This window comes from Rhizobacter sp. P2_G4 (assembly GCF_056403575.1).
Window position 1 is genome coordinate 293,623 of sequence record NZ_JBFUFG010000007.1, and the last position, 13,114, is coordinate 306,736.

A 13,114-nucleotide genomic window follows, 5' to 3' on the forward strand; every position below is an offset into this window, starting at 1 on the left:
GGTGATTGTCTCAGCCCCGCACTCGCTGCCCTGAAGGCAAGGTGAAGGCGATCAATCAGGCAGCGGGCTTCAGGACCTCGGGATTGATGGGCGTGGGCGGCTGGCCCGCACTCGGTCCGAGGCCAAGGGCGGCGATCAGGTTGTCGGCCGCGAGATTGGCCATGGCCAGGCGCGTCGCCACCGATGCGCTAGCGATGTGCGGTGTCAGTACGACATTGGGAACGATCAGCAGATCGGGGTGCACGCTGGGTTCGCCTTCGAACACATCCAGACCAGCCGCAGCAATGCGCCGCTCGGCCAGCGCATGTGCCAGCGCAGCGTCGTCGACGATGCCGCCCCGCGCGATGTTGGTGAGCGTGGCGGTGGGCTTCATCTGCGCGAGTTCGGCTGCCCCGATCGTGTGGTGTGAAGCCGCTGAATACGGCACGACCAGCACCAGGTGATCTGCCCGCGCGAGCAGATCCGCCTTGCTGACATAGGACGCGCGGCACTCTTGTTCGGTGGCTGCATCGAGACGCGAACGGTTGTGATAAATCACGCGCATGCCGAAACCGAGTGCCCCACGCCGCGCGATGGCTTGCCCGATGCGGCCCATGCCGAGGATGCCCAGCGTGGCGCCGTGCACGTCGCCGCCGACGAACATGTCGACCGACCACTTCTTCCATTCACCGCGGCGCAGGTAGTGCTCGGACTCGCTGATGCGGCGCGCCGTGGCCATCATCAATGCGAAGCCGAAGTCGGCCGTCGTCTCGGTGAGCACGTCGGGCGTGTTGGTGCAGACCACGCCGCGCGCGGTGCAGGCGGGCACGTCGATGTTGTTGTAGCCAACCGCCATGTTGCACACGGCCCGCAGCTGCGGGTTGGCGGCGAGCACGGCTTCGTCGATGCGCTCGCTGCCGGTGGCGAAGATGCCCTGCTTGCCTTTCAGCCGAGCGATGAGCTCGTCCTTGCTGAGCACCTGGTCACTCGGGTTGTCGTCGACCTCGAAGTGATTGCGCAGACGCGCCACGACCTCAGGTTGCACGGCTCTTGCCACCAGCACGGAAGGTTTCATGTCAGTCCAGAAAAGTTGTGAACGTGGAGACGGGTTCGCGCTCGGTCACGAGCGTATTCTCGATCGCCGCCGGGTCGGCATGACCCAGCGACATACCGCACACCAGCATTTCGCCAGGAGCCGCGCCAATGCTCGGCATGATGATCTGGTGAAAGCGTATGAACGCCGCTTGCGGGCAGGTGTCGAGCCCACGGGCGCGCGCAGCGACCATGATGTTTTGCAGGAACATGCCGTAGTCGAGCCAGCTGCCCCGCTCCATCACGCGGTCGATGGTGAACATCAGGCCCACAGGTGCATCGAAGAAGAGGTAGTTGCGACCGTGCTGCACATGCATGCGCTCTTTGCCGTCCCGGCCGATGCCCAGCAGGCCGTACAAGTCCCAGCCCACCTTGCGGCGGCGGTCGACATAGGGCGATTGCCATTGCGTCGGGTAGTAAGCGTATTCCTGGTGATGGACGGCGGCCTGTGCCGGATCGTCGTGCACCGCAAGCAGCTTGCGCGACAGCTCGCGCAAGGGTTCGCCGGTCAGCACGTACACCTTCCAGGGCTGGGTGTTGGTGCCCGAGGGCGCGCGCGAAGCCACGTGCAGGATGTCTTCGATCGTCGCTCGCGGCACGGGCGTCGGCAGGTAGGCACGCATCGAGTGGCGCGAGGTGATAGCCGCATCGGCCGCTGCCGTCTGCTCGGTTGTCGGTTTCAAACGACCAACTCCTTCAGCGCCTTAAGCAAGGGGTCCGGCAAGGTGGCCGGCCGGCGCGTCGCACGGTTCACGTACACATGAACGAAATGGCCACGTGCCGCAACCAGCGGCTCGCCGGCCGCAAAGATGCCGATCTCGTAGCGCACGCTCGATGAGCCCAAGTGCGCGACGCGCAGGCCGGCCTCTACGCTCTGCGGGAACTCGATGGACGCGAAGTAGTTGCAGTGCGTCTCGACCACCAGGCCGATCACTTCGCCGTGGTGGATGTCGAGTGCGCCGGCCTCGATGAGGTAGCGGTTCACCGCGGTATCGAAGAGGCTGTAGTAGACGACGTTGTTCAGGTGGCCGTACGAATCGTTGTCCATCCAGCGCGTGGACAGCGGCGTGAAGTGGCGGTATGCATCGCGGCCATCGGGCTGGAGGCGTGGTGTGCTCATGTCGGCTGATTGTTCCACCGCTGCCAACTGTCCAGCGCTGCACTCAAGGTATTGACCTGGACCTGCACGGTGGCGTCGATGTCACGGCCGTAGCCACCGGCCATCGACAGGGCGACCGGGATGCGCCGCTCGCGCGCGGCGGCGAGCACGCGGCGGTCGCGCTCGGCCAGGCCTTCGGTGCTGAGCTTCAAGCGGCCCAGGCGATCGTTCTCATGCGGGTCGGCCCCCGCAAGTAAGAAGATCAGGCCGGGCGGCCCATCACGATGGCGTGCCCACAGTTCGTCGAGCGCGGTGTCGAGCGCCGCGAGGTATTGGGTGTCACCACAGCCGTCGGGCAGGTTGACGTCGAGGTCGCTCGCCTCTTTGCGAAACGGAAAATTCTTTTCGCCGTGCAGCGACAGCGTGAACACCGTCGGGTCATCACGAAAGATCGCCGCGGTGCCGTTGCCCTGGTGAACGTCGAGATCGATTACCGCCACGCGCAACAGCCGCCGATGCAGCCGGTGCGCCTCGGCTTGCATCAATCTGGCGGCCACTGCCACGTCGTTGAACACGCAATAGCCGCCTCCCTTGTCGGCGCTGGCGTGGTGGGTACCCCCAGCCATGTTGGCAGCCACGCCGTGCTTCAGAGCCGCTCTGGCCGCCTGAATAGTGGCCCCAACGGATCGGCACGCGCGTTCCGCCATGCGGTCCGACCACGGGAAGCCGATCTCCCGCTGCTGGGCGTTACTCAAATGGCCTTGCAGCACCGCGGCGATGTAGTGCGGCGTGTGCGCCAGCGCCAGTTCGCCTTCGCTGGCCGGCAGGGCCTGATCCAGCAGGATCCCCGGCAACTCGCCCTCCACGCGCTCGCGCAGCAGGCGGTACTTCTGCATCGGAAAACGATGTCCCTCAGGCAGCTGCAGAACGAAATGAGTCGCGTAAAAGGCTTGCATCACAAGGATTTAGAAGCGCCGTTCTAAATTGCTGCAATGCAGCAAAAACCACTTGAAAACTTGCAATCGGTTCGTATACTTCTCGTCATGGTGCAGCGCAACAATGCTGTGTCATCCCCGAATCTAACCATTGGAGATCACTCATCATGCTGACCGCAGAACAAGTCATGGCCGCCCACAAGGCCAACATTGAAACCCTCTTCGGCCTCACCGGCAAGGCATTCGAAGGCGTCGAGAAACTGGTTGAACTGAACCTTCAGGTCGCCAAGACCGCCCTGACCGAAGTGGCCGAGAACGCCAAGGCCGCCATGTCCGTCAAGGACGCACAAGAGCTGCTGGCCCTGCAAGCCGGCCTGCTGCAACCGGCCGCCGAAAAGGCTGCCGCCTATGGCCGCTACGTGTACGACATCGCCGCCAGCACCAATGCTGACATCGGCAAGGTCGCCGAAGCCACCGCTTCCGAAGCTCAGAAGAAATTCATGGCGCTGGTCGACACGTCGATCAAGAACGCTCCGGCCGGCACCGAGAACGCCGTCGCTCTGGTGAAATCGGCTGTCGCCGCCGCCAACAACGCTTACGAAAGCGTCCACAAGGCCGCCAAGCAAGCCGCTGATGTCGCCGAAGCGAACTTCCAAGCCATGACCAGCACCGCTGTGAAGGCGACGCAAAGCGCTACCAAGACCAAGCGCGCCGCCTGAAATTGAAGTTTTTTGCAACCGGGTTGAACTTCCAGTCAGGCGCTCCATCTGAAGATTTCCGCAAGCGTGCTTGCGGGTCTCCCTGAAAGGTTGTCTCCTCGGTACCCGCGAATTCTCCATTCAAGGTACCTTTCGGCCCCGGTGGCAACACCGGGGCCGTTTTGTTTTGTGCGCCGGCTTTCCAGCCCGCCTCAGTGTGTCTTCGCGGCGATTCGCGCTTTCAGGTCGACCAGCATGGCCGTCGCGATCTCACGGCCCGCCTGGATCGATCGCTTTCTGGCCGAGAAGTCGGCCCCCGACACGCCGGCCAGCTTCGGTCGCAGCACGATGTCGGCCTCCCGCAACTCGAAGGTGTTGATGCTGCGGCCCATGATGGCGAAGGTCTGCAGCAGCATGCGCATCGGGTCGCCGGTGGCATTGCCATCGGGGATGGCCGAGATGTCGACGGCGATCACCAGTTCAGCCCCCATCTGCTTGGCAAATCTCACCGGCACGGGCGATACCAGCCCGCCATCCACATACTCCCGCGAGCCGATGCGCACCGGCGTGAATACGGCCGGCACGGCGCTCGAGGCGCGCACCGCCATGCCCGGGTCGCCGACCTGGAACAGGATGGGCTGCCCGTTGTCGAGGTCGGTGGCCACGATGCCAAGGGGCACCCGCATTTGTTCGATGGAACGCCCACCGGTGTTCTCGCGCACGAACTTAGCCAGCGCCTCGCCGCGGATCAGGCCGCGCCCGGGAAACGCCCAGTCTGCAAAAGCCGATTCGTCCATGTTGTCGGCCAGCGCGGCCAGTGCGACGCCACTTTTTCCCGAGGCATAAAGGGCCGCGACAAGGCTGCCGGCTGATGTGCCGGTCACGTAATCGACCTTGATGCCATTCTCTTCCAGCACCTGGATCACACCGATGTGGGCAAAACCACGGGCGGCGCCCCCGCCGAGCGCCAGCCCGATCCGCGGGGGCCGAGGCGGTACCACCATCGGCACGGACGCCGCTGCGTCAGGCGGCAGGGGGATGACGACAGGCGGGGTGACGACCGGCGGCGCGACAGGCGCGGTTTGGCAAGCGCTCAGCACGGCCACCGCCAGGGCTGTGGCCCACAGGCGAAGGGCCTGACTGACGCGCGGCAAGAAATCCAGTTGATTCGGCATGGCCCGAATTCTAGGAGGCGGTCTGCGCCGGCCCTCGCCTTAGCCGGGCATCGAATAAACAACTTACTAAACTGTTCTTTCTATATATATAGGCAGTTCGCACAATCCACTTCTGCTTGCCGAGGACAATCGTCGATTGCCTGCAGCATGCGCTGCACCTCGTCACTCACCTGACCCTCAGAACGATGTATCAGTACACCTCATTCGACAAAGTGTTCGTCAAGCAGCGCGCGGCGCAGTTCCGCGACCAGCTGGAGCGCAACCTCGCCGGCAGCCTGAGCGACGATGACTTTCGCCCGCTGCGCCTGCAAAACGGCTGGTACGTGCAACGCCATGCGCCGATGCTGCGCGTGGCCGTGCCGTATGGCGAGCTGAGCAGCACACAGCTGCGCGCACTGGCGCGCATCGCACGCGAGTTCGACCGCGGCTATGGCCACTTCACCACGCGCCAGAACCTGCAATACAACTGGATTCCGTTGGTGAAGAGCGCCGACGTGATGGAGGCCCTGGCCGCCGTCGACATGCACGGCATCCAGACCAGTGGCAACTGCATCCGCAACATCACGAGCGACTGCTTCGCCGGTGTGGCCGCCGACGAGGTCGTCGACCCACGCCCGTACTGCGAAATCCTGCGTCAGTGGAGCACGCTGAACCCCGAGTTCGCCTTCTTGCCGCGCAAGTTCAAGATCGCCGTGACCGGTGCGATTGAAGACCGCGCAGCCATTGCATGGCACGACATCGGTTTGCAGCTGCTGAAGAACGAATCCGGTGACGTCGGCTTCAAGGTGCTGGTCGGCGGCGGCATGGGCCGCACGCCCGTCGTCGGCACGGTGATCCGCGACTTCCTGCCGTGGCAGCAGATCCTGGTGTTCATCGAAGCCGTGGTGCGCGTCTACAACCGCTACGGTCGCCGCGACAACATGTACAAGGCGCGCATCAAGATCCTGGTGAAGGCCGAGGGCCAGCGCTTCTTCGACGACGTGAACGAGGAGTTCAAGAACATCCTCGAGCGCGACGTCGACGGCACCGAGCAGATCATTCCGCAGGCCGAGTTCGACCGCGTGGCGGCATGTTTCAAGCTGCCCGAAGGCGTGGCGCCGATCTCCGGCAGCACGCTGCAGGTGCCCGCCGACGCGCCGGACTCATTCAAGCGCTGGACCGAGCGCAACGTGCATGCGCACCAGATCGCCGGCTACCGCGCGGTCACCTTGTCCCTGAAGCGCACCGGCCAAGCCCCTGGCGACGCCACCGACTCGCAAATGGAGCTGGCCGCCGACCTGGCCGACAAGTTCAGTCACGGTGAACTGCGCGTCTCGCACGACCAGAACCTCGTGCTGCCGTGGGTCAAGGAAAGCGACTTGTTCGCGCTCTGGGAAGCCGCCCGCGCCGCCAGTTTCGCCACGCCCAACATTGGCCTGCTGACCGACATGATCGCCTGCCCCGGCGGCGACTTCTGCGCGCTGGCCAATGCGCGCTCCATCCCCATTGCCGCCGACCTCACCGCCCGCTTCGACGACATCGACGAGCTCTACGACATCGGCGACATCGACATGCACATCAGCGGCTGTATCAACTCCTGCGGCCACCACCACAGCGGGCACATCGGCATCCTAGGCGTCGACAAGGACGGCAAGGAGTGGTACCAGGTGTCGCTCGGCGGGCTCGATGGCTCCGCCATCAGCGGCAACGCCTCCACGCCCGGCAAGGTGATCGGCCCGTCGTTCTCTGCCGACGAAGTGGCCGACGTCGTCGAAGCCGTGATCGACACCTACCGCGCGCAACGCACCACCGCTGCCGAGCGCTTCATCGACACCGTCAAGCGCGTCGGGCTCGACCCGTTCAAGACCGCCGCCAATGCGCAGCGCCGCACCACGGCCCAGCACGCTTGAGGAGCCATTCATGAAGTTCATCGACACCTCACGCGACCGCTGGCACACCATCACCGGTGAAGACGGCCCCATGGTCACGCTTACCCCCACGGCCCATAGCTTGCTAACCCTGATCCAATGGAACGGCATACGCAACTCGTGGCCCGCTGACATGCCGGTCGGGGTGATCTTCCCCAACGATGCCGACATCGAAGACCTGGTCGACGACCTCCCTCGCCTGAGCCTGGTGGCGTTGCAGTTTCCGAAGTGGACTGACGGCCGTGCCTACAGCCAGGCCCGCCTGCTGCGCTCGCGCTTTCGCTTTGCCGGCGAAGTGCGCGCCGTCGGCGAGGTGCTCGTCGACATGGTGCCGCTGCTCAAGCGCACCGGCTTCGATGCCACGGTGCTGCGCCACGACCAGTCGCTCGACGCTGCTGAGCGAGCGCTGCGCTTCTTCCCTGGCCACTACCAGGCAGACGTCAACGAGCATCGCCCGCTGTTCGCGCGCCCACCCGAAGAAGCGTATTCCAACGTCGAAGATTTCAACCAGGCAGGGTCGGCCATATGAGCGCCATCACGCTGTATGACCGGCTGACGCCGGATTTCGATGCGCGCGTTGCGCATGCGGTCGAGGTGCTGAAGCAGGCCGCGGCCGAGCACCCCGGCAAGGTCGTGCAGGCCACCAGCCTGGGCGCCGAAGACATGGTGCTGACCGACCTGATCGCGCGCCACAAGATCGACATCGCCATCGGCACGCTGGAGACCGGCAAGCTGCACCCGCAGACGGTGGCACTGATCCCGCGCATCGAAGAGCGCTACGGCCTGAAGGTGGAGGTCTACCGCCCCGAGGCCGAGGCCGTGATCCACTTCGTGAAGAACTACGGTGAGCGCGCGATGTACGACAGCATCGATCTGCGCAAAGGCTGCTGCGGCATCCGCAAGCTTGAACCGCTGTCGCGCATGCTTGCCAGCCGCACGGCCTGGGTCACCGGCCTCCGACGCGAGCAAAGCAACAACCGCGGCGACGTGCCGTTCAGCGAGCCGGACGACAAAGGCCGCATCAAGTTCAACGCGCTGGCCGACTGGAGCTGGAACGACGTGTGGCACTACATCGCCGCGCACGACGTTCCCTACAACCCGCTGCATGATGAGTTCATGCCGAGCATCGGCTGCGAGCCCTGCACGCGTGCCATCGCCGTGGGAGAAGACTTTCGCGCCGGCCGCTGGTGGTGGGAAGACGAGAAGGCCAAGGAGTGTGGCCTGCACGTGCATGGCGCTGCTGACGACGCCAACGCGGCTGCTGTATCGATGATCGGAGAACACAAATGAACGCCCCGCTGACGGTGGAGCAATTGCTCCCCGCCCTCGACCACACCCATCTCGACTGGCTGGAAGAAGAGGCCATCTTCATCCTGCGTGAAACGGTCGCCGCCTTCGAGCGCCCTGCCCTGTTGTTCTCCGGCGGAAAAGACTCGTGCGTCGTGCTGCGCCTGGCCGAGAAGGCCTTCAAGTCGAAAAGCAAAGACGGCGAATACAAGGGCCGCCTGCCCTTCCCGCTGCTGCACGTCGACACAGGCCACAACTTCCCCGAAGTGATCGAGTTCCGCGACCGCCGCGTCGCCGAGATGGGCGAGCGCCTGGTCGTCGGCCACCTTGAAGATTCCATCAAGCGCGGCACCGTGCGCCTGTCGCACCCGCTGGAGTCGCGCAACGGCCACCAGACCGTCGCACTGCTCGAAGCCATCGAAGAACACCGCTTCGATGTGCTGATGGGCGGCGCCCGCCGCGACGAAGAGAAGGCCCGCGCCAAGGAGCGCATCTTCAGCCACCGCGACAGCTTCGGCCAGTGGCAGCCGAAGGAACAACGCCCTGAGCTGTGGACGTTGTTCAACACCCGCATCAAGCCGGGCGAGCACATGCGCGCCTTCCCGATCAGCAACTGGACCGAGCTCGACGTGTGGCTGTACATCGCTCGCGAGAACATCCCGCTGCCGAGCCTGTACTACAAGCACGAACGCCAGGTGATTCGCCGCAAGGGTCTGCTGGTGCCCTTGACCGAGGTCACGCCACCCGAAGCCGGTGAGACGGTCGAAACGGCCGAGGTGCGCTTTCGCACCGTGGGCGACATGACCTGCACCTGCCCAGTTGAAAGCCCGGCCACCAACGCCACCGAGATCGTCGCCGAGACGCTGAAGGTCACCGTCAGCGAGCGCGGAGCAACCCGCATGGACGATCGCACCTCCGACGCGTCGATGGAACGTCGCAAGAAAGAAGGCTATTTCTGACCCACCCCCGAAGCGCTGCGCGCCTCCCCCTCAAGGGGGCGCCGCCGGTGGCCTGGCAAAGCCAGTTCCACGGCGGCCGCTGGATCAAAAGCAATTGAGAATGAGATGACCACGCAAGCAATCAAAGACCACCGCGCACTGCGCTTCCTCACCGCCGGCAGCGTTGACGACGGCAAGAGCACGCTGATCGGCCGCCTGCTGTTCGACAGCCGCGCCATCCTCGCGGACCAGCTCGACACGCTGGAGAAGCGTGCCGCGGGCGCGCCCATCGACCTCTCGCTGCTGACCGACGGCTTGGAGGCCGAGCGCGAGCAGGGCATCACCATCGATGTGGCCTACCGCTACTTCGCGACCAAGGAGCGCAAGTTCATCATTGCCGATGCGCCTGGCCACGAGCAGTACACCCGCAACATGGTGACGGCCGCAGCCGGCAGCGATGCCGCCGTGGTGCTTGTCGACATCACCAAGCTCGATACGCATGCCGTGCCCGTGCCACTCCTGCCGCAGACGCGCCGTCATGCACTGCTGGCCCATCTGCTGCGTGTGCCCAGCATCGTCTTCGCGGTGAACAAGCTCGACGCGGTGAGCGACCCGGCGCAGGCCTTCGAGGCCGTCAGCATCGCGTTGCGCGACTTCGCCAAGCAGGCTGGCATCGAAATCGCCGGCATCATCCCGGTCTCTGCGCTGCGGGGCGACAACGTGACCCAGCCGCTGGACGCCACTTGGTACAACGGCCCGTCGCTGCTGCAGTTGCTGGAATCGCTGCCCGCGCTGCAGGAACGCAAGGACGGCGATCTGCTGATCCCCGTGCAATACGTCAGCCGCGAAGGCGAAGGCACCGGCAACCAGCCGCGCTCGCTGTACGGCCGCGTGGCCCACGGCCGCGTGAAGGCCGGCGACACGGTGCAGCTCTTCCCGAGCAACCAGATCGCCACGGTGGCCGAAGTGCGGCTCGCCGGCGAGGTGGTCGACGTGGTCGAGGCCGGCCAATCCGCCGGCGTGGTGCTCGATCGCCAGCTCGACGTGTCGCGCGGCGACTGGATCGCCACGCCGCAGACCATCCATGAAGCTCAGCGCTTCTCGGCCACCCTCGCCTGGCTCGACACCGAGCCTGCCGTGGTGGGCCGCAAGTACTGGGTGCGCCATGGCAACCGCTGGGTGCAGGCACGCATCGCCAGCATCGAAAGCCGGCTCGACATCCACACGCTCGAAGCGATCGAGGCCAACCAGCTCGCGGTCAACGAGATCGGCCACGTGATCATCGAAACGCAGCAGGCGTTGCCAGTGGAATCGTATGAATCCAACCGCGTGGGCGGCTCGCTCATCATCGTCGACCCCGCCAGCAACCGCACCAGCGGTGCGCTGCTCGTGAAGGGTGCCGCCTGATCATGGCCGGACGCGTGATCTTCATCGGTGCTGGCCCTGGGGCCGCCGACCTGATCACCTTGCGCGGGGCACGCTTGCTCGCGCAGGCCGATGTCGTGTTGTTCGACGCCCTCACCGACCCTGCCCTGCGCGACTTCGTACCGCGCGCCCGTTGGCTCGATGTCGGCAAGCGCGGCTTCTGCGACAGCACCGGCCAGACCGCCATCAATGCCTTGCTCGTGAAGTGCGCTCGGGAAGGCGGCACCGTGGTTCGCCTCAAAGGTGGCGACCCCAGCGTGTTCGGTCGGCTGGAAGAGGAGCTTCATGCGCTCGCCGAAGCCGGCATCGCCTGCGAAGTGGTGCCCGGCGTCACGGCGGCCATCGCGGCGGCAGCCAGCAGCCAGCGGCCGCTGACACGCCGCGGCACCGGCCGCAGCGTCAGCCTCGCCACCGCGATGACGCGCAGCGGCGATCTGAACGCCACCCGCACAGCCGACACCGAAGTCTTCTACATGGCCGGCAAGCAACTGGCCTCGTTGTCTCGCCAACTCATGTCCGCCACCTGGCCTGCGGAGACGCCGGTGAGCGTGGTGTCGCGAGCCGGCTGGCCCGACGCCTTGCACAGCGACCACACCGTGCGCACGCTGGCCGAAGCAGGCGTGCTGCACGCAGGCAGGCCGACCATCGTGACAGTCGGGGCCGGAGCACGTGCGCTGAACAGCCCTTTGCCAACAGAGCCATCCGTCGCGACCTGCGGCGAGCCTTTAAAATCAATGGCTTCGCCTGTCGGCGATGCCCGTCCAACTGCCACTTCAAAGCCAGAGCCATGACCCACGTCGTCACCGAAGCCTGCATCCGCTGCAAATACACCGACTGCGTGGACGTCTGTCCCGTCGATTGCTTCCGCGAAGGCCCGAACTTCCTGACCATCGACCCCGACGAGTGCATCGACTGCGCAGTCTGCATCCCCGAGTGTCCGGTCAACGCCATCATGCCGGAGGAAGACGTGCCCGGCGACCAGCAGCACATGATCAAGATCAACGCCGACCTGGCCAAGAGCGGCTGGCCCAGCATCACCAAACGCAAGGCGCCCTTGCCCGATGCCGACGACTGGAAAGACAAGACCGGCAAGCTGTCCGAACTGATCAAGTAGTAGTCAACGCAACACCATGGAATTGAACGTCAACGTGGAGATCTCCAAAACCGCCAACTCGCACGAGGGCCCGATCGAGACCGATGCGGTCATCGTGGGCGCGGGTCCGGTTGGCCTGTTCCAGGTGTTCGAGCTCGGCCTGCTGGAGATCAAGGCCCACATCATCGATTCGCTTGCCTACCCCGGCGGCCAGTGCATCGAGCTGTACCCCGACAAGCCCATCTACGACATCCCTGCCGTGCCCGTGTGCACAGGCAAGGAGTTGACCGATAACTTGCTGAAGCAGATCGAGCCCTTTGGTGCGACCTTCCACCTCGGACAAGAAGTGACTGTCGTGCAGAAGCAAGACGACGGCCGCTTCTACGTCGAGACCAGCAAGGGCACGCGTTTCCTCACCAAGACCATCTTCATCGCTGGCGGCGTCGGCTCCTTCCAGCCGCGCCTGCTGAAGGTCGACGGGCTCGACAAGCACAACGAGTCGCAGGTGTTCTACCGCGTGAAGAACCCAGCCCAGTTCGCGGGCAAGAACCTCGTGATCGTCGGCGGCGGTGACTCGGCCCTCGACTGGACACTTAACTTCGTGCAGGAAGGCCCGCACAAGGCGGAGAGCGTGATCCTGCTGCACCGCCGTGACGGCTTCAAGGCCGCGCCGGCCAGCGTTGCGAAGATGAAGGAACTGTGCGACGCGTATGAGATGCAGTTCCTCATCGGCCAGATCACCGGTATCGAAGAGACCGATGGTCGGCTCACCAGCGTGAAGGTCACCGGCAGCGACGGCATCACCCGCGTGGTGCCGCTCGATGTGCTGATGGTTTTCTTCGGGCTGAGCCCCAAGCTCGGCCCGATTGCCGAGTGGGGCCTGAACCTCGAGCGCAAGCAGATCGTCGTCGACACCGAGAAGTTCGAGACCAACACGCCGGGCATCTTTGCCGTGGGCGACGTCAACACCTATCCGGGCAAGAAGAAGCTGATCCTGTCGGGCTTCCACGAAGCGGCGCTCGCTGCTTTTGGCGCGGCGCCATACATCTTTCCGGAGAAGCGCATTCACCTGCAGTACACGACCACCAGCCCGAAGTTGCACAAGGTGCTTGGCGTCGAGACGCCGACGTTTGATTGAGCCCCCCAGTCGCTGCGCTCCTGCCCCCAAGGGGCGCCGCCTGGCGGCCCGGCAAAGCCGGTTCCGCGGGCGTGGCTTGATGAGGCACTTCGCTTCGCTCGTGCTGTTTGTCTGCTCAGCACCGTTCGTGCTGAGGTCTCGAGGCGCAGCGCATAGCAGTACGCAACTTCCCGATCTCTGAATCGGTTGATAATCCGCTCGCTGCGCGCTCTGCGCAGCACTCGCTAGGGGTGTTGAACGCTCGTTCTGAAGGCAGAGCAGCGGTCGACTGAGAAAGTCCCTTTGAACCTGATTGAGGTAATCCTCGCGCAGGGAAGCATGCACAAAAGCCCGGCCGTGTTCACGGAT

14 protein-coding genes and 1 riboswitch are annotated in these 13,114 nt (G+C 64.7%); of the genes, 9 read left to right on the plus strand and 5 right to left on the minus strand.

Annotated features, from left to right (window positions below; translation table 11 throughout):
* Positions 1-55 precede the first annotated feature (55 nt).
* Genes AC1DYS_RS23755 through AC1DYS_RS23770 form a run of 4 tightly spaced genes read right to left on the minus strand, consistent with a single transcriptional unit; the run spans position 56 to position 3,126 of the window.
* Complete coding sequence (locus tag AC1DYS_RS23755; protein ID WP_477903723.1) at positions 56-1,054, minus strand: 2-hydroxyacid dehydrogenase; 999 nt, start codon at positions 1,052-1,054, stop codon at positions 56-58.
* A 1-nt stretch (position 1,055) separates the two neighbouring features.
* Positions 1,056-1,754, minus strand: coding sequence for a nitroreductase (locus AC1DYS_RS23760; protein ID WP_477903725.1), 699 nt, complete (start codon positions 1,752-1,754; stop codon positions 1,056-1,058).
* Positions 1,751-2,191 carry an acyl-CoA thioesterase gene (locus tag AC1DYS_RS23765; protein ID WP_477903727.1) on the minus strand — a complete coding sequence of 147 codons (441 nt, stop codon included), beginning with the start codon at positions 2,189-2,191 and terminating at the stop codon, positions 1,751-1,753. The genes AC1DYS_RS23760 and AC1DYS_RS23765 overlap by 4 nt, the downstream gene beginning before the upstream one ends.
* Positions 2,188-3,126 (minus strand): histone deacetylase family protein, encoded by a 939-nt coding sequence (locus AC1DYS_RS23770; RefSeq protein ID WP_477903729.1) that lies wholly within the window; start codon positions 3,124-3,126, stop codon positions 2,188-2,190. Before AC1DYS_RS23770 ends, AC1DYS_RS23765 begins: the two co-directional genes overlap by 4 nt.
* Before the next feature lie 143 nt (positions 3,127-3,269).
* On the opposite strand from AC1DYS_RS23770, the gene phaP reads away from it, so the two are divergent.
* A complete protein-coding gene (phaP, locus tag AC1DYS_RS23775) occupies positions 3,270-3,824 on the plus strand; it encodes a TIGR01841 family phasin (RefSeq protein ID WP_477903820.1) in 555 nt (184 codons plus the stop codon).
* A 191-nt stretch (positions 3,825-4,015) separates the two neighbouring features.
* Here the strand turns inward: phaP and AC1DYS_RS23780 are convergent, their stop codons facing one another.
* A complete protein-coding gene (locus tag AC1DYS_RS23780; RefSeq protein ID WP_477903731.1) occupies positions 4,016-4,978 on the minus strand; it encodes a patatin-like phospholipase family protein in 963 nt (320 codons plus the stop codon).
* A gap of 185 nt (positions 4,979-5,163) precedes the next feature.
* Here AC1DYS_RS23780 and AC1DYS_RS23785 point away from each other — a divergent pair, with 185 nt between their 5' ends.
* The 8 genes from AC1DYS_RS23785 (at position 5,164) to AC1DYS_RS23820 (ending at position 12,766) form a co-directional block, all read left to right on the plus strand.
* The gene (locus tag AC1DYS_RS23785; RefSeq protein ID WP_477903733.1) at positions 5,164-6,867 is read left to right on the plus strand and encodes a nitrite/sulfite reductase; all 1,704 of its coding nucleotides are present in this window, start codon (positions 5,164-5,166) and stop codon (positions 6,865-6,867) included.
* 10 nt (positions 6,868-6,877) lie between these two features.
* Positions 6,878-7,414, plus strand: coding sequence for a DUF934 domain-containing protein (locus tag AC1DYS_RS23790; RefSeq protein WP_477903735.1), 537 nt, complete (start codon positions 6,878-6,880; stop codon positions 7,412-7,414).
* Positions 7,411-8,175 (plus strand): phosphoadenylyl-sulfate reductase, encoded by a 765-nt coding sequence (locus tag AC1DYS_RS23795; RefSeq protein WP_477903737.1) that lies wholly within the window; start codon positions 7,411-7,413, stop codon positions 8,173-8,175. Before AC1DYS_RS23790 ends, AC1DYS_RS23795 begins: the two co-directional genes overlap by 4 nt.
* Positions 8,172-9,131 (plus strand): sulfate adenylyltransferase subunit CysD, encoded by a 960-nt coding sequence (gene cysD / locus AC1DYS_RS23800; RefSeq protein WP_477903739.1) that lies wholly within the window; start codon positions 8,172-8,174, stop codon positions 9,129-9,131. Before AC1DYS_RS23795 ends, cysD begins: the two co-directional genes overlap by 4 nt.
* Positions 9,132-9,236: 105 nt before the next feature.
* Positions 9,237-10,517, plus strand: coding sequence for a sulfate adenylyltransferase subunit 1 (locus AC1DYS_RS23805; protein WP_477903741.1), 1,281 nt, complete (start codon positions 9,237-9,239; stop codon positions 10,515-10,517).
* 2 nt (positions 10,518-10,519) lie between these two features.
* Entirely contained in the window at positions 10,520-11,326 is an 807-nt protein-coding gene (gene cobA, locus AC1DYS_RS23810) for a uroporphyrinogen-III C-methyltransferase (RefSeq protein WP_477903743.1), read from the plus strand.
* Entirely contained in the window at positions 11,323-11,649 is a 327-nt protein-coding gene (gene fdxA / locus AC1DYS_RS23815) for a ferredoxin FdxA (protein ID WP_477903745.1), read from the plus strand. The genes cobA and fdxA overlap by 4 nt, the downstream gene beginning before the upstream one ends.
* A 16-nt stretch (positions 11,650-11,665) precedes the next feature.
* Entirely contained in the window at positions 11,666-12,766 is a 1,101-nt protein-coding gene (locus AC1DYS_RS23820) for an NAD(P)/FAD-dependent oxidoreductase (protein ID WP_477903747.1), read from the plus strand.
* Between the two features lie 216 nt (positions 12,767-12,982).
* Positions 12,983-13,098, plus strand: a riboswitch (TPP riboswitch).
* Positions 13,099-13,114: the final 16 nt, after the last annotated feature.